This is a genomic window from Acidocella sp. C78 (assembly GCF_907164655.1).
This window is the reverse complement of sequence record NZ_CAJQZK010000060.1, coordinates 384,596-407,310: the sequence shown is the minus strand read 5'-3', so window position 1 is coordinate 407,310 and position 22,715 is coordinate 384,596. Positions and strand designations below refer to the sequence as shown.

General features: G+C 66.1%; 20 protein-coding genes and 1 riboswitch. Of the genes, 10 read left to right on the top strand and 10 right to left on the bottom strand.

All coding sequences use genetic code 11. The annotated features are described in order from the left end of the window. Positions 1–146 precede the first annotated feature (146 nt). The 8 genes from ACIDOCELLA78_RS82465 (at position 147) to ACIDOCELLA78_RS82430 (ending at position 7,261) form a co-directional block, all read left to right on the top strand. The gene (locus ACIDOCELLA78_RS82465; RefSeq protein ID WP_201727671.1) at positions 147–1,247 is read left to right on the top strand and encodes an ABC transporter substrate-binding protein; all 1,101 of its coding nucleotides are present in this window, start codon (positions 147–149) and stop codon (positions 1,245–1,247) included. Beyond that, positions 1,244–2,110, top strand: coding sequence for an ABC transporter permease subunit (locus tag ACIDOCELLA78_RS82460; protein WP_201727670.1), 867 nt, complete (start codon positions 1,244–1,246; stop codon positions 2,108–2,110). Before ACIDOCELLA78_RS82465 ends, ACIDOCELLA78_RS82460 begins: the two co-directional genes overlap by 4 nt. Continuing rightward, a complete protein-coding gene (locus ACIDOCELLA78_RS82455) occupies positions 2,107–2,889 on the top strand; it encodes an ABC transporter permease (protein WP_201727669.1) in 783 nt (260 codons plus the stop codon). The genes ACIDOCELLA78_RS82460 and ACIDOCELLA78_RS82455 overlap by 4 nt, the downstream gene beginning before the upstream one ends. Then, a complete protein-coding gene (locus ACIDOCELLA78_RS82450) occupies positions 2,889–3,950 on the top strand; it encodes an ABC transporter ATP-binding protein (RefSeq protein ID WP_201727668.1) in 1,062 nt (353 codons plus the stop codon). Before ACIDOCELLA78_RS82455 ends, ACIDOCELLA78_RS82450 begins: the two co-directional genes overlap by 1 nt. Then, entirely contained in the window at positions 3,947–4,735 is a 789-nt protein-coding gene (locus ACIDOCELLA78_RS82445) for an inositol monophosphatase family protein (RefSeq protein ID WP_201727667.1), read from the top strand. Before ACIDOCELLA78_RS82450 ends, ACIDOCELLA78_RS82445 begins: the two co-directional genes overlap by 4 nt. Beyond that, positions 4,729–5,577 carry a phosphodiesterase gene (locus tag ACIDOCELLA78_RS82440; RefSeq protein ID WP_201727666.1) on the top strand — a complete coding sequence of 283 codons (849 nt, stop codon included), beginning with the start codon at positions 4,729–4,731 and terminating at the stop codon, positions 5,575–5,577. Before ACIDOCELLA78_RS82445 ends, ACIDOCELLA78_RS82440 begins: the two co-directional genes overlap by 7 nt. 221 nt (positions 5,578–5,798) lie before the next feature. Continuing rightward, positions 5,799–6,605 (top strand): glycosyltransferase, encoded by an 807-nt coding sequence (locus ACIDOCELLA78_RS82435; RefSeq protein WP_201727689.1) that lies wholly within the window; start codon positions 5,799–5,801, stop codon positions 6,603–6,605. A gap of 80 nt (positions 6,606–6,685) precedes the next feature. Then, complete coding sequence (locus ACIDOCELLA78_RS82430; RefSeq protein WP_249674957.1) at positions 6,686–7,261, top strand: TVP38/TMEM64 family protein; 576 nt, start codon at positions 6,686–6,688, stop codon at positions 7,259–7,261. Positions 7,262–7,267: 6 nt separating this feature from the next. On the opposite strand, the gene ACIDOCELLA78_RS82425 is transcribed toward ACIDOCELLA78_RS82430, so the two are convergent. The 3 genes from ACIDOCELLA78_RS82425 to istA form a co-directional block, all read right to left on the bottom strand. Continuing rightward, the gene (locus ACIDOCELLA78_RS82425; protein WP_201727665.1) at positions 7,268–8,767 is read right to left on the bottom strand and encodes a glycosyltransferase family 39 protein; all 1,500 of its coding nucleotides are present in this window, start codon (positions 8,765–8,767) and stop codon (positions 7,268–7,270) included. A 121-nt stretch (positions 8,768–8,888) separates the two neighbouring features. Beyond that, positions 8,889–9,635, bottom strand: coding sequence for an IS21-like element helper ATPase IstB (gene istB / locus ACIDOCELLA78_RS82420; RefSeq protein WP_201727488.1), 747 nt, complete (start codon positions 9,633–9,635; stop codon positions 8,889–8,891). 17 nt (positions 9,636–9,652) lie between these two features. Continuing rightward, positions 9,653–11,179 (bottom strand): IS21 family transposase, encoded by a 1,527-nt coding sequence (gene istA / locus ACIDOCELLA78_RS82415; RefSeq protein WP_201727680.1) that lies wholly within the window; start codon positions 11,177–11,179, stop codon positions 9,653–9,655. Between the two features lie 258 nt (positions 11,180–11,437). On the opposite strand from istA, the gene ACIDOCELLA78_RS82410 reads away from it, so the two are divergent. Then, positions 11,438–12,592 carry a FliM/FliN family flagellar motor switch protein gene (locus ACIDOCELLA78_RS82410; protein WP_249674956.1) on the top strand — a complete coding sequence of 385 codons (1,155 nt, stop codon included), beginning with the start codon at positions 11,438–11,440 and terminating at the stop codon, positions 12,590–12,592. 192 nt (positions 12,593–12,784) lie between these two features. Here the strand turns inward: ACIDOCELLA78_RS82410 and metG are convergent, their stop codons facing one another. The 7 genes from metG to ACIDOCELLA78_RS82375 all read right to left on the bottom strand — a co-directional run bounded on the left by metG (position 12,785) and on the right by ACIDOCELLA78_RS82375 (position 20,320). Then, complete coding sequence (gene metG, locus ACIDOCELLA78_RS82405) at positions 12,785–14,320, bottom strand: methionine--tRNA ligase (protein ID WP_201727664.1); 1,536 nt, start codon at positions 14,318–14,320, stop codon at positions 12,785–12,787. Then, positions 14,317–15,285, bottom strand: a complete 969-nt coding sequence (locus ACIDOCELLA78_RS82400; protein WP_201727663.1) for a DNA polymerase III subunit delta' — start codon at positions 15,283–15,285, stop codon at positions 14,317–14,319. Before ACIDOCELLA78_RS82400 ends, metG begins: the two co-directional genes overlap by 4 nt. Next, a complete protein-coding gene (tmk, locus tag ACIDOCELLA78_RS82395) occupies positions 15,285–15,917 on the bottom strand; it encodes a dTMP kinase (protein ID WP_201727662.1) in 633 nt (210 codons plus the stop codon). The genes ACIDOCELLA78_RS82400 and tmk overlap by 1 nt, the downstream gene beginning before the upstream one ends. Then, entirely contained in the window at positions 15,914–16,798 is an 885-nt protein-coding gene (locus tag ACIDOCELLA78_RS82390; protein WP_201727661.1) for an RlpA-like double-psi beta-barrel domain-containing protein, read from the bottom strand. The genes tmk and ACIDOCELLA78_RS82390 overlap by 4 nt, the downstream gene beginning before the upstream one ends. Beyond that, positions 16,795–17,754 carry a lytic transglycosylase domain-containing protein gene (locus ACIDOCELLA78_RS82385; RefSeq protein ID WP_201727660.1) on the bottom strand — a complete coding sequence of 320 codons (960 nt, stop codon included), beginning with the start codon at positions 17,752–17,754 and terminating at the stop codon, positions 16,795–16,797. Before ACIDOCELLA78_RS82385 ends, ACIDOCELLA78_RS82390 begins: the two co-directional genes overlap by 4 nt. A 42-nt stretch (positions 17,755–17,796) precedes the next feature. After that, positions 17,797–18,462, bottom strand: coding sequence for a DsbA family oxidoreductase (locus tag ACIDOCELLA78_RS82380; protein ID WP_201727659.1), 666 nt, complete (start codon positions 18,460–18,462; stop codon positions 17,797–17,799). A gap of 79 nt (positions 18,463–18,541) precedes the next feature. Further along, positions 18,542–20,320 (bottom strand): bifunctional diguanylate cyclase/phosphodiesterase, encoded by a 1,779-nt coding sequence (locus ACIDOCELLA78_RS82375; RefSeq protein WP_249674954.1) that lies wholly within the window; start codon positions 20,318–20,320, stop codon positions 18,542–18,544. A 427-nt stretch (positions 20,321–20,747) separates the two neighbouring features. Then, positions 20,748–20,852, top strand: a riboswitch (TPP riboswitch). Between the two features lie 42 nt (positions 20,853–20,894). Here ACIDOCELLA78_RS82375 and thiC point away from each other — a divergent pair. Continuing rightward, positions 20,895–22,715 (top strand): phosphomethylpyrimidine synthase ThiC, encoded by a 1,821-nt coding sequence (gene thiC, locus ACIDOCELLA78_RS82370; RefSeq protein WP_201727657.1) that lies wholly within the window; start codon positions 20,895–20,897, stop codon positions 22,713–22,715.

Sequence of the window (22,715 nt, the reverse complement as noted above, 5' to 3'; positions counted from 1 at the left end):
TCACGAAACCTTCACATCCGGCCGCCCTCGTGGCGGCCGGAGACGATGGGCGCGGCCTCCGCCGCGAGCTATATGGTCGCCGCCGGTTGAGCCGCGCGACGGGGTGCGGGGCCAGCCAGCGGACATACGAAGCAAGGACGCAAGACATGGCCGAACTGATCTCATCGCCGCGCCGCACTTTCCTCAAACTCGCCGGCGCCGGGCTCGGCGCGGGCCTGCTGCCGGCCGCGGCGTGCGCCGCATCGCCCGCGCTGGTGAGCGCGGCGAAGCACGAGGGGCAGCTCAACACCATCGCGCTGCCGCCGGACTGGGCGAATTACGGCGAGATCATCGCCACCTTCCAGAAAAAATACGGGATCACCATCCACAACGCCGCGCCCGATGACAGTTCGGCGCAGGAATTGCAGTCGATCCGCTCGCTAAAGCACCAGTCGCGCGGGCCGGATGTGGTCGATGTCGGCCCGGCCTTCGCGCTGAACGGCGCGCAGGAGGGGCTGTTCCGACCCTACAAGGTCGCGACCTGGGACAGCATTCCGGCCTCGATGAAGGACCCGCACGGGCTGTGGTACGGCGACTATTTCGGCCTGGTGTCGTTCGGCATCAACCGCTCGGTCTCGAAGGCGGTGCCCCATGAGTGGGCCGATCTGAAGAAGCCGGAATTCAAGGGCATGATCGCGCTGAACGGCAGCCCGCTCGGCGCCGGGGCGGCGTTCGCCGCGGTGGTCGCGGCGGCACTCGCCAATGGCGGCTCGCTCGACAACATCATGCCGGGTATCGAATTCTTCGCCGATCTCGCCAAGCGCGGCAATTTCAACCCCTCGGCGGCGACGGCGGCGAGCCTTGTTTCCGGCCAGACGCCGGTGGTGATCAACTGGGATTACCTGAATCTTGCCCAGGCGAAGAAGGCGAAGGGGATGACGCCGATCGACACCGTCATTCCCGAGGGGGCGACGCCCTATGGCGCGTTCTACTGCCAGGCGATCAGCAAATTCGCGCCGCACCCGAAGGCGGCCGAGTTGTGGCAGGAATTCATCTATTCCGACGAGGGGCAGCTTCTCTATCTCAAGGGCTTCGCCCATCCGGCGCGGTTCTCGGCGATGGCGAAGGCAGGCGCCATTCCGAAGTCGCTGATGGCGGAACTGCCGCCGGCCAAGCCCTATGGCGAGGCGGTGTTCGCCAATAACGCGCAGACCAAGAAGGCGCAGCAGTTGCTCACGGAAAACTGGACGAAGCTCGTCAAGGCGTGAGGTTTCGGTTCAAGACCGGCGAGGGCGGGGGCCTGACGCTCGCCTTTGTCGGCCCGCTCGTCGTTTACGTGATCGCCTTCCTCGTCCTGCCCACGCTGATGCTTTTGGCGGAAGCGTTCTCGGGCAAGCGCGGGCTGACGCTGAAATATGTCGCCGCATTAGGGCAGGGGCAGACGGTGGTCGCGTTCCGCAATTCCATCGTGCTGTCGGCGCTGGCCGCACTGGTCGGCGTGATCGCCGGCGGGATCGCCGCCTATCTGGTGCTGCGGCCGGGCATGAAGCGGGGCGTGCGCTCGCTGGTGACGAGTTTCAGCGCGGTGGCGGCGAATTTCGCCGGCGTGCCGCTGGCCTTCGCCTTCATCGCAACGCTCGGCAGCCTCGGCATCATCACGGTGTGGCTGAAATCGGCTGGGGTCGATCTCTACGGCATGGGGTTCAGCCTGTATTCGCTGCCGGGCCTCGTGCTGGTCTATGCCTATTTCCAGATCCCGCTGATGATCATCGTGTTCACCCCGGCGCTGGAGGCGCTGCGGCGCGAATGGCGGGAGGCGGCGGAAAATCTCGGTGCCTCCGCCTTCGATTACTGGCGGCATGTCGGGTTGCCGATTTTGCTCCCCTCGCTGCTCTCGGCGTTCATCCTGCTGTTCGGCAACGCCTTCTCGGCCTATGCGACGCCGTATGCGCTGACATCGGGGATCGTCGCGCTGGTGCCGGTGGAGATCAGCAACGTGCTGTCGGGCAACGTGATGATCTCGCAGCAGACCGGCGCGGCGCTGGCGCTGGGGATGATCGTGGTGATGGTCGCGGTGATGGGCCTCTACGCGCTGGCGGCGCGGCGGATCGGCCGCTGGGGGCGGCGATGAAAGGCGCGCTCGGACGGTTGCTGCCGGAGGCGTGGCTCGGGCTGCTCGGCCTGTATTTCATCGTCCCGCTGCTCGCGACCGGCGCCTTCAGCCTGTGGGAAGGCGGCTCGCGCTACGGGTTCGCCGCCTATGTCGCGCTGTTCCACCAGCCGAAGCTCTGGCAGAGCCTGTTCCTCTCGGTGCGGCTGGCGGTGGAGACGATCCTGCTCGGGCTGGTTGTGCTGGTGCCGGCGGTGTTCTGGCTGAACCTGCGGGTGCCGCGGCTGCGGCCGGTGTTCGATTTCATCTCGGTGCTGCCCTTCGTGGTGCCGCCGATCGCGCTGGTCGCCGGGATGACGGCGCTCTACACCGGGCCGGACTGGCTGGTCGGCACCCCCAACTATCTGGTGATACCCTACGTGATCCTCGCCTTGCCCTATACTTATCGCGCGCTCGATCTCGGCATGCGCGTGCTCGACCTGCGCACCATGACTGAAGCCTCGCAGAGCCTCGGCGCCGGCTGGGGGACGCTGATCTTCCGCGTCGTGGTGCCAAATCTGACGACGGCGCTGGTCGGCGCCGCGTTGCTGACGATCGCCATCGTGATGGGCGAGTTCACCTTCGCCAACATCCTGCTGTTCAACACCTTTGCCGTCTATATCAATTATATCGGCCAGACCTCGGCGACGCAGGCCTCGGCGCTGACGCTACTCAGCTTCCTGATCACCTGGCTGGCGATGCTCGGCGTGCTGGTTTCGGGCCGGGGCGGACGCAGCGTGCAGATCGGAGGGGCGCGCTGATGCCGCATCTGGAAATCGACGGCGCGGTGAAGCGCTATGCCGGCAAGACCGTGCTGCACGGCATCGATCTCGCGCTGGGGCAGGGGGAGTTCGTCTCGCTGCTCGGCCCCTCGGGCTGCGGCAAGACGACGCTGCTGCGCATCGTCGCCGGGTTCGAGCGGCCGGATGGCGGGCGCGTGGTGCTGGCGGGGGCCGACATTACCGATCGGCCGGCGGCACGGCGCAACATGGGCATGGTGTTCCAGGCCTATTCGTTGTTCCCGAACATGACGGCGGAGGAGAATGTCCGCTTCGGGCTGAAGGTGCGGCGGGAGACGCCGGCGGCGCAGCAGGCGCGGGCGGCGGAGCTGCTGGCGCTGGTGGGGCTGGCCGAGCACGCGCGGAAATATCCGCACCAGCTCTCCGGCGGCCAGCAGCAGCGGGTGGCGCTGGCGCGGGCGCTGGCGATCCGCCCGGCGCTGCTGCTGCTCGACGAACCGCTTTCGGCGCTCGATGCCAAGGTGCGGGTGCAGCTGCGCGACGAGATCCGTCGCATCCAGCAGGAGACCGGGGTGACGACGCTGTTCGTCACACATGACCAGGAGGAGGCGCTGTCGATCTCCGACCGGGTGGTGGTGATGCAGGAGGGGCGGATCGCCCAGGCGGGGACACCGGCGGAAATCTATGGCGAGCCGGCGAACATCTTCGTGGCGCGGTTCGTCGGCGCCGCGGCGGAACTGCGCGGCCGGGTGCGGGACGCGGAGGCCGGGCTGGTCGAGCTGTGCGGGCGGGCGGTGCCGGCGGTGCGGGCGCGCGGACTGACAACGGGGGCAGAGGTTCACGTGCTGCTGCGGCCGGAGACGGTGCGGCTCGGCCCGCCGGGAGCGGCCGAGGCGCTGCTGGAAGGGGTTGTGGCCTCACGGGTGTTCTTCGGCGCGCTGACCTCGATCCGCATCGAGATCGATGGCGGTTTCAGCCTCGCGGCGGCGATGCCGAGCGCCGAGGCCGGTGCTGTGGCACAGGGCAGCCGGGTTTCGGTCTGGTGGGACGGGGAGGCGCCGCGGGTGCTGGCGGCCGAATGATTCCCGACGGCGCGATCGAGGCGGCGAAGGCGGCGGCGGAGGCGGCGCGGGCGGCGATCCGGCCGTATTTCCGCGCCGGCGTGGGGGCCGACGACAAGGCGGATGCGAGCCCGGTGACGGCGGCGGACCGGGCGGCGGAGACGGCGATGCGCGCGGCGCTGGCGCGGCACACACCGGGCTTCGGGGTGATCGGCGAGGAATTCGGCGACGACCGGCGCGGGCGGTTCAACTGGGTGATCGACCCGATCGACGGGACGCGGGAGTTCATCACCGGGCGGGCGAGCTTCGTGACGCTGATCGGCCTGGTCGAGGACGGCGTGCCGGTGCTCGGGCTGATCGACCAGCCGATGACCGGCGAGCGGTGGTTGGCGGCCGGCGGGCAGATCGAGTTCAATGGCCCGTTCGGCGGCGTGCCGGGCTGCCGGCGGCGCGCGGCGCTGGGCGAGGCGGAACTCTCCTGCACCGGGCCGGAATGGTTCGCACCGGCGCAGCGCGCGGCGTTCGACCGGCTCGGCCAGGCCTGCCGGCGCGTCTCCTGGGGCGACAATGCCTATGCCGCGGGGCTGCTGGCGCTCGGGGCGATCGACATCATCGCCGAGGCCGGGCACAAGCCGTGGGACTGGGCGGCGTCGGTGCCGATCGTCGAGGCGGCGGGCGGGGCGATGTGCGACTGGTCGGGCCGGGCGTTGCGGCTCGACGCCGAGACCGACGGGACCGTGCTGATCCTGGGCGACCCGTCGCTGCGCGACGAGGCCCTTGCCATTCTTCGAGGTGACTCTTGCTGATTGCCCATATTTCCGACCTGCATGTCCGCCCGGTCGGCCGCCCGGCCAACCGCGTGGTCGAGACCAACATGATGGCCGAGCGCGTGCTGCGCCGGGTGGCGACGCTCGATCCGGCGCCGGAAGCGATCGTGATCACCGGCGACCTCGTCGATTGCGGGCGGGACGACGAATACGAGGAGCTGAACCGGCTGCTCAACCGCAAGCTGCCATGCCCGGTCTATGTGGTGCCCGGCAACCACGACCGGCGCGAGGCGTTCCGGGCGGCGCTGGGCCATCTGCCGGGAGTAACGGCGGACCCGGATTTCGTTCAATATCAGGCGGATATCGGGCCATTCCGGCTGATCATGCTCGACAGCGTGGTGCCGGGAGCCGGGCATGGCGAGTTGTGCCCGAGACGGCTCGCGTTTCTCGACGCAGCGCTGAACGCGGCGGCGGGGCGCAAGGTGCTGATCGGCCTGCATCATCCGCCGGTGCTCACCGGGGTGGCGGCGATGGACAGCATCATGCTGCGCTCGTCCGAGGCACTGCTGGCGCGCGCGGCGGCGCATGGGAATGTCGCGGCCATTCTCTCGGGGCATCACCACCGCGCGATCCATGCAGCGCATGGCGGCACGATGCTGCTGAGCGTGCCCGCGGCCGGCGGGCACCAGAGCGAGATCACGTTCGATCCCAAGGCGCGGGCCTATTTTCATCTCGAACCAGGCGGCATTTTCCTGCTGCGCTGGACCGAGCGGGAAGGGCTGACGGCGATGCTGGACAGCGTGGGCGATCTGCCGGGACCGTATCCGTTCGTGGTCGAGCCGGAGTATCCCGGCATGCGGCAAGGCGGCGCCGCGCCTTGAATGAACTGGCGCTGCCATATATCGCAGAAGAAATATTATGGAACCTTTGGGGCCACGAATTCGCCCGTAGATCCCGGGAAATCCGGGATGCCTACAATCCGGGATGCTTACAATTTGATAAGCCGGCCGGCTGAATTGTCAGTATCGCCTCACACGCCGCGACGATGATGGCGTCGCGCGCCATGCGGGCCTGCATACGGCGCCAGGGAGCCTTGATGATGATCGCATCGCCGCCATTGCTCGCCGTTGTCGTGCCAGTGCATGACGAGGCGCCAAATCTGCCACTGCTGCTCGCCGAACTCGATGCGGCGTTGGCGGGCATCAACCACGAGATCATTTTCGTCGATGACGGGAGCACGGACGCGACCGCCGTGGTGATTGCCGCATTTGCCGCCGTGCGATCGGATGTTCGCGGCCTGCGGCATGACCGATGTTACGGCCAGAGCGCCGCGATCGTTTCCGGCGTCACCGCGGCGCGGGCAACATGGATCGCCACGATCGATGGCGACGGCCAGAACGATCCGGCCGACATTCCCGGCATGCTCCGTCATGCCTGGCAGGAGGATACGCCTGACGCGCCGCTGCTGGTGGCCGGGCGCCGCGTGCAGCGTCAGGATCGGCCGATGAAGCGCATCGCTTCACGCATTGCCAACACCGTCCGGGCATGCGTGCTGCGCGACGGCGTACCCGATAGCGGTTGCGGGCTGAAACTGTTCCGCCGGGCGCCGTTCATGGCGCTGCCGCATTTCGACCATATGCACAGATTTCTGCCGTCGCTGTTCGCCCGCGCCGGCGGCCGGACCGTGTTGTATCCCGTTGCCCATCGGCCGCGCCTCGCCGGGCGCTCACATTACGGCACATGGGATCGACTCCGGGTTGGGCTGGTCGATCTTGCCGGTGTCGCCTGGTTGCAATGCCGGGCTTGCAAGCCGACCCTGGTCGATGCGGCGCGCGCCGGGGCCGCTGGGCGTGCGAGCGCCACAGACAGCGTGGCATCGCCGCACTCCTCACTGGAAGTGGCCCGGTGAGTGGTGTTGCAACACACAGGGGGCTGACCCGCGCAAGCCGTCCGCTCGCACTCGGGGGCGGGCTGCTGCTGGCGGCATTGATGCTGAGATTCCATATCTTCGGGCCGCTTTTTGCCCCGCATCCGGGACAGGGCTGGCGCGATGCGTTGATGCTGGGCGGTCTGGGAACGTTGGCCTGCGCGGTAGGCCTGCCACGGCAGGTGATCGGTTTCGCTGCGGGCTATGCCTGGGGTGTTCTGCCGGGCACCGCGGTGGCGCTGGCGGCCCAGCTTGGTGGCTGTGCCATCGATCTGCTCTGGGCACGGCTGGTCGGCCGCGCATTTGTGCAGGCCAGGCTTGGAGGACGCGCTTCGCGCCTCGATCACGCGCTTGCGGCCCGGCCATTCGCCGCAACGCTTGCATTGCGGCTGATGCCGCTGGGCAGCAATCTCGCGCTCAATCTGCTGGCAGGCCTGTCGAGTGTCAGGATTCTGCCGTTTCTCGCAGGTTCCGCGTTGGGATATCTGCCGCAGACTGTGGTGGCCGCGTTGCTCGGCGCTGGTGGTCAGATGGGGCGCACGGCGGATATCGCGGTTGGCGTGGGGTTGCTGGCGGTATCGCTGATCCTGGCAGGCACGCTGCGCCGCAGGGTTGCGGCTCCGCTCGAGGACATCTGATCCCTGTCAGCGGCAGACAATTCCCGCCGAGCAGGCGACGCGGTCGGGCGCCGGGCCGACCCGGCGAATGCTGATTTCAGCACCGGCGCGAAGCGGGGATGATAGCCTTCCGATACGCGCCGCCCACGTCATGAACCGTGCGCGAGACGGTTGCACCCCCTGCCCTGCCGGCCCGTAGACCGCATAAACAGCGTGACCTGTGGCGAGCGCCGCGCGGGCACGGGCGGCGCTGCGGGTGACCCGCGGCTTGAGGGCGCTGTCGTAATGGCCGAGCATGATTCGGGCGGCGCCGTCGCTTGCGAGAATGATATCGCCAGGCGATGTGCTTGCAGCGAGCAGATTTGCCGCAAGATCCCAGCGGGGCCGGGTTTCGGCGTGATAATAGGGAGCCAGATTCAGAACAAGGACCAGTCCGGCGGCCGGAAGCACGGCAAGGCGCGCCGCCGGAACCAGTTCGTCGAGGCCGAGCCCGGCTAGGATGAAAAATGGCGGCGCGCTCCAGAGCAGATAGCGCGGCAACAGAAGCGGATGGAGCAGAGACAGCAGACAGAGCGCGGCTGGCTGGCCGAGCCAGGCGATCAGCAACGTCAGGCCCTCGCCGCGGGCGGCGCGCAGATGGCGGATACCAAGGATCGCCAGAACCGCCATCGCAGGCGCAAGAATCATCATGTGGGTGGGCAGCAGACGCATGGTGACCATGGTTGCGTCGCGCAGGCCGTAGAGGCTGGCGGCCTCGGTCAGCAGGAAATGGATCGTCGGCGCCGGGATCCAGCGGAACCCCGCCATCGGCCCGTGATGCGGCGTGAGGAGCAGCAACGCGTAGGCAGGGGCGACGAGGATGAGGATGCCTCCGTTCAGCAGACCCCAGCTTCGGATCAGGCGTTTGCGGGCGCGGCTGCGCGGTATCGCGGCGGCGAGGAAAGCCGCGCTGGCGATAAGCGGCCAGGGCAAGGCATCCGGCAGGATCAGAAGCGCAACCGCCGTGCCGGCGGCATAGGCAGGCCAGGATGCGCGGGGCGGCGCGTCGGGATTGCGGACAAGGGCGAGCAAGCCCGCCAGCGCCAGGAGCAAGGGGGCCATCATCATCGTATAGGATCTGGCCTCTTGGCTGAACGCGACCTGCTGCGGGGCGAAGGCCATCAACAGGCCGGCGAGCCACGCGCCATCCCGGCCGCCGGCCTGACGGGCGATGGCAAAGACCAGCCCTGCCGAGACAGCTCCGGCCAGCGCCGGGGTGAAACGCAGCGCCGCGATCTGCATGCGAACGGGCGCCAGTTCGCGGGCGAGCCGTTCGATCAGGAAAAAGCCGGGCAGATGACGATTGCGCAGCGAGTCGTGCAGAAGATGCGGCACCGGAAGTCCGGCACGGTTGATGGTGATGACCTCGTCGAGCCAGGGCGGCTTTTCGCCGATCCCGTACAGACGGGCGGCAAAGGCGATGCAGAGGATGATCGCCACGCCCACGACCATTCCTGCCCGTTTGCGGATTCCGGAGAATTCGCCCATGGATTCCGATTTTAATTCGCCCACGATTCCGACGTTTATTCGCCCGGGGATTCCGAGATTTATTCGCCCGGGTAGCGGTCTCTGTGGCTGTTGATTTCGTTGCTCTCCTGTTCTCGTTGGGTCAAGCGGTTTTTGGGGTTTGCTTGCGGATCTTGCGCAGGCTTTCGCCGGTGAGTTCGATGCGGTGGGCATTGTGGAGCAGACGGTCGAGAATGGCGTCGGCGTAGGTCGGATCGCCGATCAGCTCATGCCAATGCGCCGGGGGGATCTGGCTGGTGATGATGGTGGCGCGGCGGCCGTAGCGATCCTCGACGATCTCGAGCAGGTCGTGACGGGCGCCGGCGTCGAGTGGAGCAAGGCCGAAGTCGTCGAGGATCAGTAGATTGACGGCACCGAGGGTGCGGATCATCCGGCCGTGACGCCCTTCGGCGCGGGCGACCGCGAGTTCTGCGAAGAGTTTGGGGGCGCGCTGATAGAGCACGGTCCTGTCATCGCGACATGCCTTGTGACCGAGGGCACAGGCCAGCCACGATTTTCCGACCCCTGTCGGCCCGCTCAGGACGAGATTGTCGTGCGCGTCGATCCACTCACCCTGGATCAGCTTCTGGAACAGAGCCCGATCGAGGCCGCGGGCACTCCGGTAATCGACATCCTCGATTGCAGCGTCATGGCGCAGCCTGGCATGGCGCAGCCTTGTGCTCAACCGCTTGTCACGTCGGACGGTGATCTCGCGGTCGAGCAGAAGACCGAGCCATTCGGCGTGACTGAGGCTGGGGGTTTCGGGATTGGCGTGCAGCTCGGTGAACGCGCGGGCCATGCCTGCAAGACCGAGCTGGTGGATCTGATCGAGGGTCGGATGGTTCAGCATGAGGCTTCTCCTTGTCATCAGTGGAAATATCCGCCGCCCCGGATGTTGGGGTGGCGGATCGGGGTGGGATCGGGACTGGCGGTGCCGGCGGCTCGCTCCAGCCGGTTATCGAGGATGGATTTGACCGAGCCGTAGGTCAGGGTGCCGATGGTGAGCGCGCGCTCGGCCGCGGCATCGAGCCGGTCGGCGCCAACACTGCGGGCCAGGCGAAGGATGCCGATGCAGGCGCGGAACCCCTGCTCCGGATGAGGCCGGCGTTCGAGGATCAGGGTGCAGAGTGTCGCGACCGAGGGACCAAGCCGTGCGGCTTCCTGATGGATCCGTGCGATGGTCCAGTCGCCATAACGCCGGTGGCTCGAGGGCATGTGCTCGGCGATCGTCGTGTGTTTGCCGTTACCCGGCCTGCGTGCGTGCACGGCGATCCGTTCGCCACGGAGAAAGATCTCGACCGTGCGCACGGTGAACCGGGCCTCGACCTCGGCGCGGGCGTGCCGGTAGGGGACGGAGTAAAAATGCTTCTCGATCTCGACGTGATAATCGATGCCGACCCGCCGGCGCCGCCATTGCGCCAGCACATAGGGTTCGGCCGGCAGTTCCTTCAGCGCGGGACGATCGAGTGTTTCCAGCAGATGCCGTCTTGTCGCCCCCAGGCGACGGACGACCCGCTCCTCGTTCAGCCAGCGGCAGAATTCAGCGATCGCGGCATTCAGTTCGGCGAGGCCGTAAAATGCCCGGTTGCGCAGCTTGCCCAGCAGCCACCGCTCCGCCAGCAAAACCGCCACCTCGACCTTCGCCTTGTCACGCGGCCGCCGCGGCCGCGCCGGGAGAATGGCCGTGCCGTAATGGCGCGCCATATCGGTGTAGGTCCGGTTGACCTGTGGATCGTAGAGGCAGGCGCGGATGATCGCGACCCTGGCGTTGTCGGGCACCAGCAGCGCCGGCACGCCGCCAATTGCTGCCAGAGTGCGATTATGCGCCTCGATCCAGTCCGGCAGGGTCTGGGTCCAGGTCGCCTCAGCATAGGTGAAGCTCGATGCGCCGAGAACGGCGACGAAGATCTGGGCCGCACGCGTCTCGCCGGTGAGCCGGTCGATCACCACCGGCACCGTGTCGCCGGCATAATCGACGAACAGCTTCTCGCCCGATGCGTGGGTCTGGCGCATCGTCACCGGTAGCCGGGCTTCCCAGCTCCGGTAGAGCTCGCAGAACCGGCTGTAGCGATACCCATCCGGGTGCTCGGCAATATACTCGTCCCACAGGATCGACAGCGTCACGTGCTTGCGCTGCAACTCGCGGCGGATACGCCCCCAGTCCGGCTCATCCACACGTCGATGCCCCGGCCGCTTGCCCACCGCGCCGTCGAACAAGCGCCTTTCCAATGCCGCTTCGGACAGCGCCAGAGCCCCTGGCCCATCGAGCCCGGCCGCCTCCAGTCGCCGCAGCGTCAAGCGCACCGTCGATGCCGCAACCCCGACCCGGATCCCCACCTGGCGGGTCGAAAGCCCCGCCATCCTCAATCTGACAATCTCGCGCACATCGCGCATCGCAATCCGCTCCACTGGCATTCATCCGCTCCCTCGATCAGCCAAAGGGAGGGAACCTGAACCAGCCAGCAGAGACCTCAAGCCAACCCGGCCAACCCCGCCCGCCTGGGCGAATAAAAGTCGGAACAGGTGGGCGAATTAATCTCGGAATAGGTGGGCGAATAATTCCCGGAATCCCGGGCGAGTTAATCTCGGAATCCCGGGCGAATTGAGCCCGGAATCAGCACCCGTTCATCCCGGCCTGCGCCCACCGCCCGCATGGCTGCACTCTCGCGCCGATATGTAACGGGGCGACAACCGACATTACGAGGACGTTCTCAACATTTTGTTAACCGGATTGCGGCAAGGTGGACCGGAATTGAACGGCCAATCCTGACGAGCGGCCCTGCGGGAGCAAAGGAGCGGATGAGCGGTCAAGCTCGAACGGACAGAAACAGCGATGCGACGCAGCTGGCTCAGGAGGAGATTGATTCCATCCTGTCTGGCGGCGCGGTCGACGAGGAAGAGGAGCTGGAACCGGAGGCCGAAGAGGACGCCAACCGACTGCTTTATGGTCGGGCGGACAGTTATGAACGCCTGCCGATGGCGGAAGTCGTTTTCGAACGTCTGTCGCGCATCCTGGCGGGCTCCTTGCGCAACCTGTTTCAGGACAATGTCGAGGTCCGCCTTACCCGGCTTGCCTCGCGCCGGCTCGCCGACAGTTTCGCGGAAATCAGGCCTCTGGCGTTGCTAGGCGTGTTCCGCGCGCGGGAGTGGGACAATCTCGGGCTCATTCACCTCGATGCCGAGACCGTCAACAATCTGACTGAAATCCTGCTCGGCGGGCGCCGCATGGCGATTTCATCCGATCGGATCCCGAAGCCGGTCACCTCGATCAGCCGAAACCTGTCCGAGCGGCTTATCCGCGTCGTGCTGCACGATCTCAGAAGCAGCTTCGGGCCGATCTGCGATGTTACGTTCGATTTCGAACGAACCGAAACAGATCCACGTTTCGCAACAATCGGGCGCAATTCGGGCGTGGCGCTGACGGCGCGACTCAGCCTGCATTCAGCGGGACGGAATTGCACGATCGACATCATCCTGCCGTTCGCCACGCTGGAACCAGTTCGCGAATTGCTGCTGCAGCAATTCATGGGCGAAAAATTCGGTCGTGATTCGATCTGGGAAAGCCATCTCGCCGAGGAACTCTGGCATACCGATGTGGAACTCGAAGCGGTGCTCGACGAGCAGACGATGAAGCTGGGCGCGGTAATGGAGTTGCGCGTGGGCGACATCATCCAGATCAACGCGCCGCGTGGCTCCGATATCGTATTGCGGTGCGGCAATGTCGACCTTTTCGCCGGACGACTCGGCGTTCGGCACGGCAAACTGGCCGCCGAGATCCGCGGCTGGATTCCCCGCGAGCGGGATTAGGGGATCACCCGATCTGATGGAGTGATCTGATCGGATAAAGATGCTCCACTTATAAATCTCACAGAGCACTACACCCGATCCGGATGGATCGGAAAGCGCTCGGCCCCCTGCCCGATCCCGCCGGAGTGGCTGAGGATCGGGTTTGCCGAGCTCGCTCACCCCGCCCTATCGTCACCAGATGGGCACATCAGATCAGGGAACCGTCTCGACGATCCGGGGGAACAGGCCGGACGGCGCCGGCAGCGCGGTGCCGGTATCGAGCGGGATCGCCAGCGCCGCGAAGTCACGCCGATCGGCCGGGACGGCAAGCTGGTCCAGCAATATGGCCATTGTCTCCGGCATGAAGGGTTGCAACAGGATTCCGATCACACGCAGCGCCTCGCAGAGGGTCCGCAATACGGCACGCATCCGCTCCTGGTCGGTCTTGCGCAGGGCCCAGGGTGCCTGGTGGTCGATATACGCGTTGGCGGCGCGGACCAGTTTCCAGACTTCCTCGATCGCTTCCTGATACGCCAGGCGGTGCATCGCATCGCGCATGCGGTCCGGCAGGCCGTCAGCAATCGCACGCAACGCGTGATCGGCTTCGGCTGCGGGGCCGGCTTCGGGCACCACGCCACCGGCATTCTTGGCGATGAAGGAGAGCGTGCGCTGCGCGAGGTTGCCGAGATCGTTGGCAAGCTCGACATTGATCCGCGTGATCACCGAACGGCGGGAGAAATTGCCGTCATTGCCAAAGGGCATTTCGCGCAGCAGGCAGAAGCGGAGCTGGTCGAGCCCGAATTCGGCGATCAGCGGCTCGACGGCCAGGGCATTGTTGAGCGACTTGCTCATCTTTTCGCCCTCGATCGTCCACCAGCCATTGGCGAAGATGCGGCGCGGCACCGGCAGGCCGGCAGCCATGAGCATCGCCGGCCAGTAGACGGCGTGGAAGCGGGTGATTTCCTTGCCGACCAGATGCAGATCGGCCGGCCAGTATTTCATCAGCGGCGCGTCCATGTCCGGATAGCCGCAGGCGGTGAGATAGTTGGTCAGCGCGTCGATCCAGACATACATCACGTGATCGGGTGCGCCGGGAACGGGAATGCCCCATTTGAAGCTGGTGCGGCTGATCGAGATGTCGCGAAGGCCGGAGCGGACGAAGGACAGCACTTCGTTGCGGCTGGAGGCGGGCTGGATAAAGTCCGGATTGTCTTCATACAATTTTAGAAGACGATCCTGGAACATGCTGAGTTTGAAGAAATATGAGGGTTCACGCACCCACTCGACCGGCGCCCCGAAGGGCGAGCGCTTGACGCCGTCGGCGCCGGTGACGAGTTCGCTCTCGTCGTAAAAGGCCTCGTCGCGAACGGCATACCACCCCTCGTAATGGCCGAGTTCGATGGCCCCTGCCCGCTCGATCGCCTGCCAGATCGCCTGGCATGAGCGGATATGGCGCGGCTCGGTGGTGCGGATGAAATCATCGTTCGAGATGTTCATCGCCTGCGCCATGGCGCGGAACTCGCTGGAAATGCGGTCGGTGAACTCTTGCGGGGCGATATTGTTCGCGCGGGCGGTCGCCTCGACCTTCTGGCCATGCTCGTCGGTGCCGGTGAGGAAATGCACATCGAACCCGTCCAGCCGCTTGAAGCGCGCGAGCGCGTCGGCGGCGACCGAGGTGTAGGCGTGGCCGATATGCGGCGCACCGTTCACGTAATAGATCGGGGTCGTGATGTAGAATTTTCGGGTCATGGCACTCGGAGAAGCTGGAGCATGGTCAGAACCGCCGCACGCGGGTCGAGATTGAGACCGTCGACCTCCGCCGCGATCCTGCCGAACTCCTGCCAGAGCCGGGCGCGGCCATCAAGCGCGGACGACGGGTTGGCGCGGGCGGCGGCGCGGGTTTCGGTGGCCAGCGCGGCGCGCAGCAGGTCGGCGAAGGTGGCGAATCCGTCATCGGCGCGGGCCACCGTATCGGCGATGGCGGCGCTGCGCGCGGGCGGGAGCGGGCCGGCGAGCGCCTCGCCGACAAGGCCGGCCAGAGCCAGGCCATCGGCATCGGCCAGCGAGAGCGCGCGTCCGATCGATCCTTCGGCCAGTCTGGCCAGGGCCGTGCGGCGTTCATCGGGAAGTTCGGGGAGATCGGCGGCCAGCAGGTTGCTGACGGTTTCGGCTGGCAGCGGGTCGAGATCGAGCCGGCGGCAGCGGCTGCGGATGGTGGGCAGCAGCCGGCCGGGCGCGTGGCTGACCAGCAGCCAGATCGCCCGCGCCGGCGGTTCCTCGAGCAGTTTGAGCAGCGCATTGGCGGCATTGCGGTTCAGCGCCTCGGCGCCATCGACGATGACGACGCGCCACCCCCCCTCGCCCGGCGTCAGCCGCAGAAAACGGCCGGCGGCGGCGACCGTGTCGACCACGATTTCGCCCTGCATCCGCTTGCGCTTCTCGTCATAACGGCGCTCGATCACCAGCAGGTCGGCATGCGCGCCGGTGGCGATGCGGCGGAAAGCAGGATCGCGCGCGGACAGCGACAGGTCGGGCGTGCGGGCGCCGGCGAGCAGCCAGCGGGCGAAGCGGAAGGCCAGCGTCGCCTTGCCAATCCCCGGCGGACCGGCGATCAGCCAGGCGTGATGCAGGCGCGCGCCAGTCGCGGCACGGAAAAGCTCCGCGACGGCGCTGTCATGGCCAAACAGTTGGGGGTTGGCGCGGGGCGACAGCATCAGGCGATGGCGAGGCCGAGCCGGGCGCGGATGCAAGCGGCAAGGGCTTCGGTCACCTCCTCGATCCGGCCCGCAGCGTCGACCACGGCGCAGCGTTCCGGCGCGGCGGCGGCGATGGCGCAAAATCCGGCAGCGACCCGCGCGTAAAAGCCGGCATCGAATTTCTCGTACCGGTCGGCGGCGCTGCCGCGACAGGCGAGCCGCGCACGTGCGACGGCATCCGGCAGGTCGAGGATCAGCGTGAGATCGGGCGCCACGCCGATCATCGTGCCAAGTGTTGCGATCGTCGCCCGGTCCACACCAAGGCCATAGCCCTGATAGGCCATGGTGGAATCGGTGAAACGGTCGCACAGCACCACGGCGCCGCGTTCGAGCGCCGGACGGATGACTGCCGTGACATGATCGGCACGGGCAGCAAAAACCAGCAACGTGTCGGCAAGCGGCGTGAAATGGCGCTCGGGGTCGAGCATCAGCGCGCGGATAGCCTCGGCTCCCGGCGTGCCGCCTGGCTCGCGGGTGGTCAGAACCTCGTGCCCGGCGGCGCGGAGCCGGTCGGCAAGCCGGGTGATCTGCGTTGACTTGCCGGCCCCCTCCCCGCCTTCAATGGTGATGAAAACACCGCGGAGGTTCACCGAACCACGATCCCTGGGCCGGCGATGCCCCGGTCGAGCAATGCACGTAGCGCCGCATCGGCGGCGGGTACGCTGTCATAGGGACCAAGGCGCATGGCGTAGAGCGTGCGACCGCCGGCGGACTGCGGAACAACCTCACCCGGCATGCCGTAAAGACGAGCGTGAAGGTTCATCGCGTCGGCGCTCGACCCAAATCCCGGGATCTCGACATAGAGCGGGCCGGGGGAAGATGGGCCGATGCGCACCATGCCGGAGAGGTGCGCTGCTGCGCCGGCGTTGCGTTGGCGCGTGGCAGGGTGGGCAGGGGTAGCAATAAAGGTACCGGCTGTGCCTGTGGCGCCCGGTGGCGGCGGCAGGGCGGCGGCAGCGACCGAACTGACCGGCGCCGCTGTGAGATGCGGACCGACGCCGAGACTGGCCTGCAAGGTCGACGAGCGCCCGGCCAGCAGCCGGACGCGGACCTCGGCGAGACCGTTGGACGGCATTCCGAGAAGACGGGCGACGCGGGGCGTGACTGCAATGATCCGCCCTGGCTGCATCGGACCGCGATCGTTCACGCGGACGGTCAGACTGCGGCCGGTATCCAGATTGGTGATCCGCACGATCGAGGGCAGCGGCAGGACCGTGCTCTGGGCCATGAGACCGCTGGCGCGATACGCCTCGCCATCCGCGGTAAGCCGGGCAGGCCCGGATGGAATGACCGCGGAAAGCCCAGTTCGGTCATAACGATTGAAAACGCGCGGATAATGCCATTGTCCACCCGCCTCGTAGGGCTTCCCGATCGTATAGTGAACGTGCGCCGCCAATCCGGAATGATGGAATGGCCGTGTACACCCGGCAAGAGCCAGCACCGCGGCCAGCAGCAGGGTCAGGCGGATCATGCGAGAATCCGGCGGCCGAGTTCACCGACCGCGAGGGCGTAGAGATCGGACGGGTTGTAGCTGCGGATCGCGCGGAAATTGCCGAAGGCGAGGAACGCTTCCCCGTGCGGGCCATCCGGCAGCAGCAGCGAGGCCGGGGTGGATGCCGGCAGGCGACGAGCCGGTGCCAGGCGATGGATGCCCAGCGCCTGCCAGCGGCCCAGGGGCAGCGAGTGGTCGCGACCAGCCAGTGCGGTGTCGAAATGCTGTGGGATCAGCACGGGCTCGCTCGATGGCAGGCCGAGCCGCCAGTGCGACTTGTGCATGTAATTGGCGATCGATGCCATTGTGTCTGGCACGCTGGTCCAGATATTTGGTTGGCCATGGCCTGAATAACTGACTGCGGTACTGAGATAGATGCTCGGCATGAATTGCGGTTGCCCCATGGCGCCGGCCCATGAGCCGCGCAACTCGGGAAGGCGGATGTCGCCGCGGGAGACGATGCGCATCGCGGCGATGGCCTCGCGGCTGAAATAGGCGCTGTTCTTGTACCAGGCGAGCGTGGCGAGGGAGTCGATCACGTTGAAATCGCCCTGATAATGGCCGAAATCGGTTTCGATCCCCCAGATGCCCATGATCGGCGCGGCGGCGACGCCAAAGCGGGACCGGAGCCGATCGAGAATGACCCGATGCTCGGCGAAGGCCGCCCTTCCCGCGGCCACGCGGGTTTGGGTGACCACGCGGGCGCTGTATTGCGCCCAGGTCAGGGTGAATTCAGGCTGATGGGTTTCATGTCGTATCACCTCCCGGTTCGGCTTCAGACCGGACAGGGCGGCGACGGCGATATGGGACGGAACACCTTCCCGACGCGCCCGGCCTTCGAGTTCGTGGATGAAATCTTCAAAACCGGCCGCGCGGGCCGGCCGAATCAGGGCGGGAGTAGACGGTAGCGCGGCGAGCAGGAGACGACGTTTCATCCCCTCGTTCTGCCACGCCCCGCGTCGTCGCGGAAGGGAGGTTCAGGCTCCCTCAACATCGGCTACCGCGAGTTCAATCAGGCGTTCCAGAATATCCGGCTCCTGCGCGCCGGCAATCGCGGCCTGACCATCGATGATGAAACAGGGAACGCCGTTGATGCCGAGGCGATGGACAAACAGATTGTCGGCATGGATCTGCTCGATCGCCCGGTCGCTCGCGAGAAAGGCGGCGGTCTCATTGTGCCTCAAGCCATTTGCCTCACCGATGGCGGCAAGAGCGTCGGGGTTGCCGATGTCGAGGCCCGCCGAGAAATAGGCCTGGAAAATGTCCAGAACCAGCCCTTCCGCCGCTACGCCACGCTCAAGGGCGAGGCGGACGAGGCGATGGGCATCGACGGTGCTCGGCGCGCGGGCGATCCGGGGAAAGGCGAGGTCAAGACCGTCTTCGGCAGCGATGCTGGAAATGGCGGCATGAAACCGCCGCGCGCGATCTTCGTCGCCGAATTTGCGCGCAGTGTAATCGGCGCGGCTTATTCCGCTGCGGGGCATGTCCGGATTGAGAAGAAACGGCCGCCATACTGGCGTGAGCGGCAGATCGGGGCGGCTCTGGCGCAGACGCTGAAAACGGTGAATGCCAAGATAGCACCAAGGACAGACGAAATCGAAAACGATCTCGACGGTCACCCTCGGCGGGCGAGGCAGAGCCATATTCATGGCTAATCAGACTAGCCGATGCGTCCCGGCAGGCAAAGCGAAAAGGTATCGACGGCCCGAGGGAGTTTTGGGATCATTGAAGGGTGATGGTGCGGCACGGCGGGCGCATCGCGTCCGTAATCGCGCTATATGTGGAAATCGGCGATGGCCGGCCAAACAGGTAGCCCTGAATTTCGTCGGCTCCGCAATCCCTCAGTATGTCCGCCTGCCGCTCGGTTTCCACACCTTCCACCACCACCGGCAGGCGCAACCCGCGCCCGAGGCCGAGGACGGCATTGACGATGGCGAGCGATTCGGATTCTTCTGCCAGGTCACGAACAAAGCTGCGATCGATCTTGAGCTTGTTGAAGGGAAAGGCTCGAAGCGTTGCGAGTGAAGAATAGCCGGTGCCGAAATCATCGATCGAGATGCCGACGCCGAGAGCCTTGATCCTCTGCAACGTATCCACCGCCCGCTCGAAATTGCGAATCAGCATCGATTCGGTAACCTCGATTTCGAGTCGGGACGGCGGCAGGCCAGTCTCGCGCAGAATGTCGGTAATGATCGCGGCGAGATCGCCGTGCTGGATCTGTATGGGCGAAACGTTCACCGCGACGGTCAGCGGCGCCGACCACCGCGCAGCTTCGGCACAGGCTTCACGCAAAACCCAGGTTCCGAACTCCTCCATCAGGCCGATCGACTCTGCGAGGCCGATGAAAAGGTCGGGCGCAACCGGTCCGTGGACCGGGCTGTTCCAGCGCAGCAACGCCTCGAACCCGCTGCATAAGGCGGTGCGCATGCAGATCATCGGCTGATAGACCAGCGACAGTTCCCGGTGTTGGAGGGCCAGCCTGAGATCTTGTTCGAGTACGCGCCGCTTCTGCCATTCCGACTGGATCGTGGCGTCGTAAAAAGTAAGGCTGTTGGGCCTTTCCTTTTTGATGACATGCAGCGCCTGGCTGCTATGGGCGAGCAGCGTGCTGGAGGTCATGCCATCGAAGGGATGCAACGCGATGCCCACTGACGCGGAAATGGCGATCTCGCGACCATCGGACAGAGTGATCGGCTCGGCGATGGCGCGCAACAGCCGGCGCGCCAGCGCTTCGACCGCCTCCGGCTCCTCGCAGCCGGCTTCGACCACCACGAACTCGTCGCCGCCGATGCGGGCGACAAGATCCGTTTCGCGGACCTGACGGCTGATCCGTGCCGCGACCTCGCGCAACACGCCGTCAGCCGCCATATGGCCGAACAGATCGTTGATGCCCTTGAAATCATCGATATCAAAGGTCAGCAGCGCGACGTTTTCACGGCGGCGGCGCGCCTCGGCAAGCACCTGGTCGAGCCGCTCGAGCAGATGGCCGCGATTGATCAGGCTGGTCAGCGGATCATGCGAGGTCATGAACCGGATCCGCTCGAGCGCCAGCTTGCGGTCGGTGATTTCCTGGCAGAACCCGCGTATGGCGACCACGGCGCCGGCGGAGCCGGTTTCGGGTCGCATGTCGATCCAGAACCAGCGCCGCGCCCCCTCGCCGCAGCCATCGAGTCGGACTTCCACTGCGGCCGGCTCGCCGGTTTCGACAATCGTCGCAAAGGTCGCAAGGAAGGTGGCGCGGTCAGCTTCGTCCATCTGGCTGGTGAGCGTATCTTCATGCGGGACGAACGATGCGGGATCGGTGCCGAATAATTCGTGCATGTCGGCCGACCATGTCGCGCGACGATCCTTGACGGCGATCCGCCAGTTCCCGATCCGGGCAATGCGATGAACGGTCTGCAGATCATCAAGCGCCTGGCGGGCACAACCGATCGAGCGTTGCGCGACGTCGAGGGCGAGGCCTGCAACGCGATTGAATTTCTGCACGGCGGGATGCGCCATCCCCGCAGGCAGATCGCGGGCAAGATCTGCCGTGGCCTGGGCCAATGCCGCGCGAAGCTGGTCGACTTCGGTGGGATCGAAGGTGGTGCAAGCCGCTTCCCGCTCTGTCATGACAGCGGCCTCAGGGACGTTTGGGGAAACGGAAGCCGGCGCGGCATCGTGACCAGTCCAAACCCGATCCGACCCAGAACGACCGCAAGGTCTGGCGGATGTCCGGCCGCAGCAAGGGCCCGGGCCCGTGCATCAGGCCCGACGCGGCGGAGGCTGGGGTGCCGGATGGGGGCCGGGGCAGAACCGTTCATGTCGATCCTCGGTCTCCGTGATGCCAAAATTCATGAAGACATATAGCCCGAAAAGGTGAACAAAACGTTTCGGATTCCGACAGGTCGGTAGCGCACTTGACTTGCGACGCCGCTAGACCCATCGTGATAGGACCGAGGGGTGCGCCCGCAGGCGCTGAGAGCTGGATGTCCGGCAACCCTTTGAACCTGATCCGGGTTACGCCGGCGGAGGGACGGGATCAAACAGACCGAACCACACGCCCCAGCGTCGCCCCTGTTCCGAGGAGCGCGCCATGAATGTCCAGACCAAGCCTGCCAGCGTCACGACCGGCCCGATCGCCGGCTCGCGCAAGGTGTTTACCTCCCCCGACGGGCGGCCAGACATCGCCGTGCCGTTCCGTGAGATCGATCTGCATCCGAGCGCGGGAGAAGCGCCGTTCCGGCTCTATGACACGTCGGGCCCGTTCACCGACCCGCATTTCAGCCTCGATCTCGACAACGGCTTGCCGCAGGTTCGCGGCGCCTGGATCGAACGGCGCGGCTTCGATTCTGTTGCCGGCCGGGCGGTGAAACCGGAGGATAACGGATTCGCGGCGGCGGACCGGCTGGTGCCCCCCTGCCCCGCAGGGCGGCGCGTGTTCGCCGGCAAGGACGGCGCGCTGGTGACGCAATATGAATACGCGCGGGCCGGAATCGTCACCGAGGAGATGATCTATGTCGCGCATCGCGAAAATCTCGGCCGGGCGAAGGCCGCCGAGGGGGCTGCGGCGCGGCGGGCGGATGGCGAGCGGTTCGGCGCGGCGATCCCCGAATTCGTGACGCCGGAATTCGTGCGTAGCGAGATTGCCGCCGGAAGGGCGATCATTCCGGCGAACATCAACCACCCCGAGCTGGAGCCGGTGATCATCGGCCGCAACTTCCTGGTGAAGATCAACGCCAATATCGGCAATTCGGCGGTCACCTCCGGAGCCGCGGAAGAGGTCGAGAAGCTGGTCTGGGCGATCCGCTGGGGGGCGGATACGGTGATGGACCTCTCGACCGGGCGGAACATCCACAACATTCGCTCCTGGATCATGCGCAACTCGCCGGTGCCGATCGGCACCGTGCCGATCTACCAGGCGCTGGAAAAGGTCGGCGGCGATCCCGACAAGCTCGACTGGGAGGTGTTCCGCGACACGCTGATCGAGCAGGCCGAACAGGGCGTGGACTATTTCACCATCCATGCCGGGGTGCGGCTTGCCCATGTGCCGCTGACGGCCAAGCGGGTGACCGGCATTGTCTCGCGCGGCGGCTCGATCATGGCGCGCTGGTGCCTCGCGCATCACCGCGAGAGCTTCCTTTATGAGAAGTTCGACGAAATCTGCGACATCATGCGCAAGTATGACGTGTCGTTCTCGCTGGGTGACGGGCTGCGGCCCGGCTCGATTGCCGATGCCAATGACGCGGCGCAGTTCGCCGAGCTGGAGACGCTGGGCGAGCTGACCAAGATCGCCTGGGCCAAGGGCTGCCAGGTGATGATCGAGGGCCCCGGCCATGTGCCGATGCACAAGATCAAGGAGAACATGGAGAAGCAGCTCGAAGTCTGCCACGAGGCCCCGTTCTACACGCTCGGGCCGCTGACCACCGACATAGCACCCGGCTACGATCACATCACCTCGGCGATCGGGGCCGCGATGATCGGCTGGTTCGGCACCGCCATGCTCTGCTACGTGACGCCGAAGGAACATCTCGGCCTGCCGAACCGCGACGACGTGAAGACCGGGGTGATCACCTACCGCCTCGCGGCGCATGCGGCGGATCTCGCCAAGGGGCATCCGGCGGCGAAGCTGCGCGACGACGCGGTGAGCCGGGCGCGGTTCGAATTCCGCTGGGAAGACCAGTTCAATCTCGGCCTCGACCCCGACACGGCGCGCGCGTTCCACGACGAGACGATGCCCAAGGAAGCGCACAAGGTCGCGCATTTCTGCTCGATGTGCGGGCCGAAATTCTGCTCGATGAAAATCACCCAGGACATCCGCGACGAGGTGGCGCGCGATGAGGGGCTGGCACAGAAGGCGGCCGAGTTCCGCGATGGCGGCAGCCGCATCTATGTCGAGGATCAGGCGGCGGAGTGA

Coding starts and splice junctions, on each gene's coding strand:
- ACIDOCELLA78_RS82465 (WP_201727671.1), top strand. CDS start 147: ATGGCCGAACTGATCTCATCGCCGCGCCGCACTTTCCTCAAACTCGCC.
- ACIDOCELLA78_RS82455 (WP_201727669.1), top strand. CDS start 2,107: ATGAAAGGCGCGCTCGGACGGTTGCTGCCGGAGGCGTGGCTCGGGCTG.
- ACIDOCELLA78_RS82450 (WP_201727668.1), top strand. CDS start 2,889: ATGCCGCATCTGGAAATCGACGGCGCGGTGAAGCGCTATGCCGGCAAG.
- ACIDOCELLA78_RS82445 (WP_201727667.1), top strand. CDS start 3,947: ATGATTCCCGACGGCGCGATCGAGGCGGCGAAGGCGGCGGCGGAGGCG.
- ACIDOCELLA78_RS82430 (WP_249674957.1), top strand. CDS start 6,686: ATGCTGAGATTCCATATCTTCGGGCCGCTTTTTGCCCCGCATCCGGGA.
- ACIDOCELLA78_RS82425 (WP_201727665.1), bottom strand. CDS start 8,767: ATGGGCGAATTCTCCGGAATCCGCAAACGGGCAGGAATGGTCGTGGGC.
- istB (WP_201727488.1), bottom strand. CDS start 9,635: ATGCTGAACCATCCGACCCTCGATCAGATCCACCAGCTCGGTCTTGCA.
- istA (WP_201727680.1), bottom strand. CDS start 11,179: ATGCGCGATGTGCGCGAGATTGTCAGATTGAGGATGGCGGGGCTTTCG.
- ACIDOCELLA78_RS82410 (WP_249674956.1), top strand. CDS start 11,438: ATGGCTGCACTCTCGCGCCGATATGTAACGGGGCGACAACCGACATTA.
- metG (WP_201727664.1), bottom strand. CDS start 14,320: ATGACCCGAAAATTCTACATCACGACCCCGATCTATTACGTGAACGGT.
- ACIDOCELLA78_RS82400 (WP_201727663.1), bottom strand. CDS start 15,285: ATGCTGTCGCCCCGCGCCAACCCCCAACTGTTTGGCCATGACAGCGCC.
- ACIDOCELLA78_RS82390 (WP_201727661.1), bottom strand. CDS start 16,798: ATGATCCGCCTGACCCTGCTGCTGGCCGCGGTGCTGGCTCTTGCCGGG.
- ACIDOCELLA78_RS82385 (WP_201727660.1), bottom strand. CDS start 17,754: ATGAAACGTCGTCTCCTGCTCGCCGCGCTACCGTCTACTCCCGCCCTG.
- ACIDOCELLA78_RS82380 (WP_201727659.1), bottom strand. CDS start 18,462: ATGGCTCTGCCTCGCCCGCCGAGGGTGACCGTCGAGATCGTTTTCGAT.
- ACIDOCELLA78_RS82375 (WP_249674954.1), bottom strand. CDS start 20,320: ATGGCGCATCCCGCCGTGCAGAAATTCAATCGCGTTGCAGGCCTCGCC.
- thiC (WP_201727657.1), top strand. CDS start 20,895: ATGAATGTCCAGACCAAGCCTGCCAGCGTCACGACCGGCCCGATCGCC.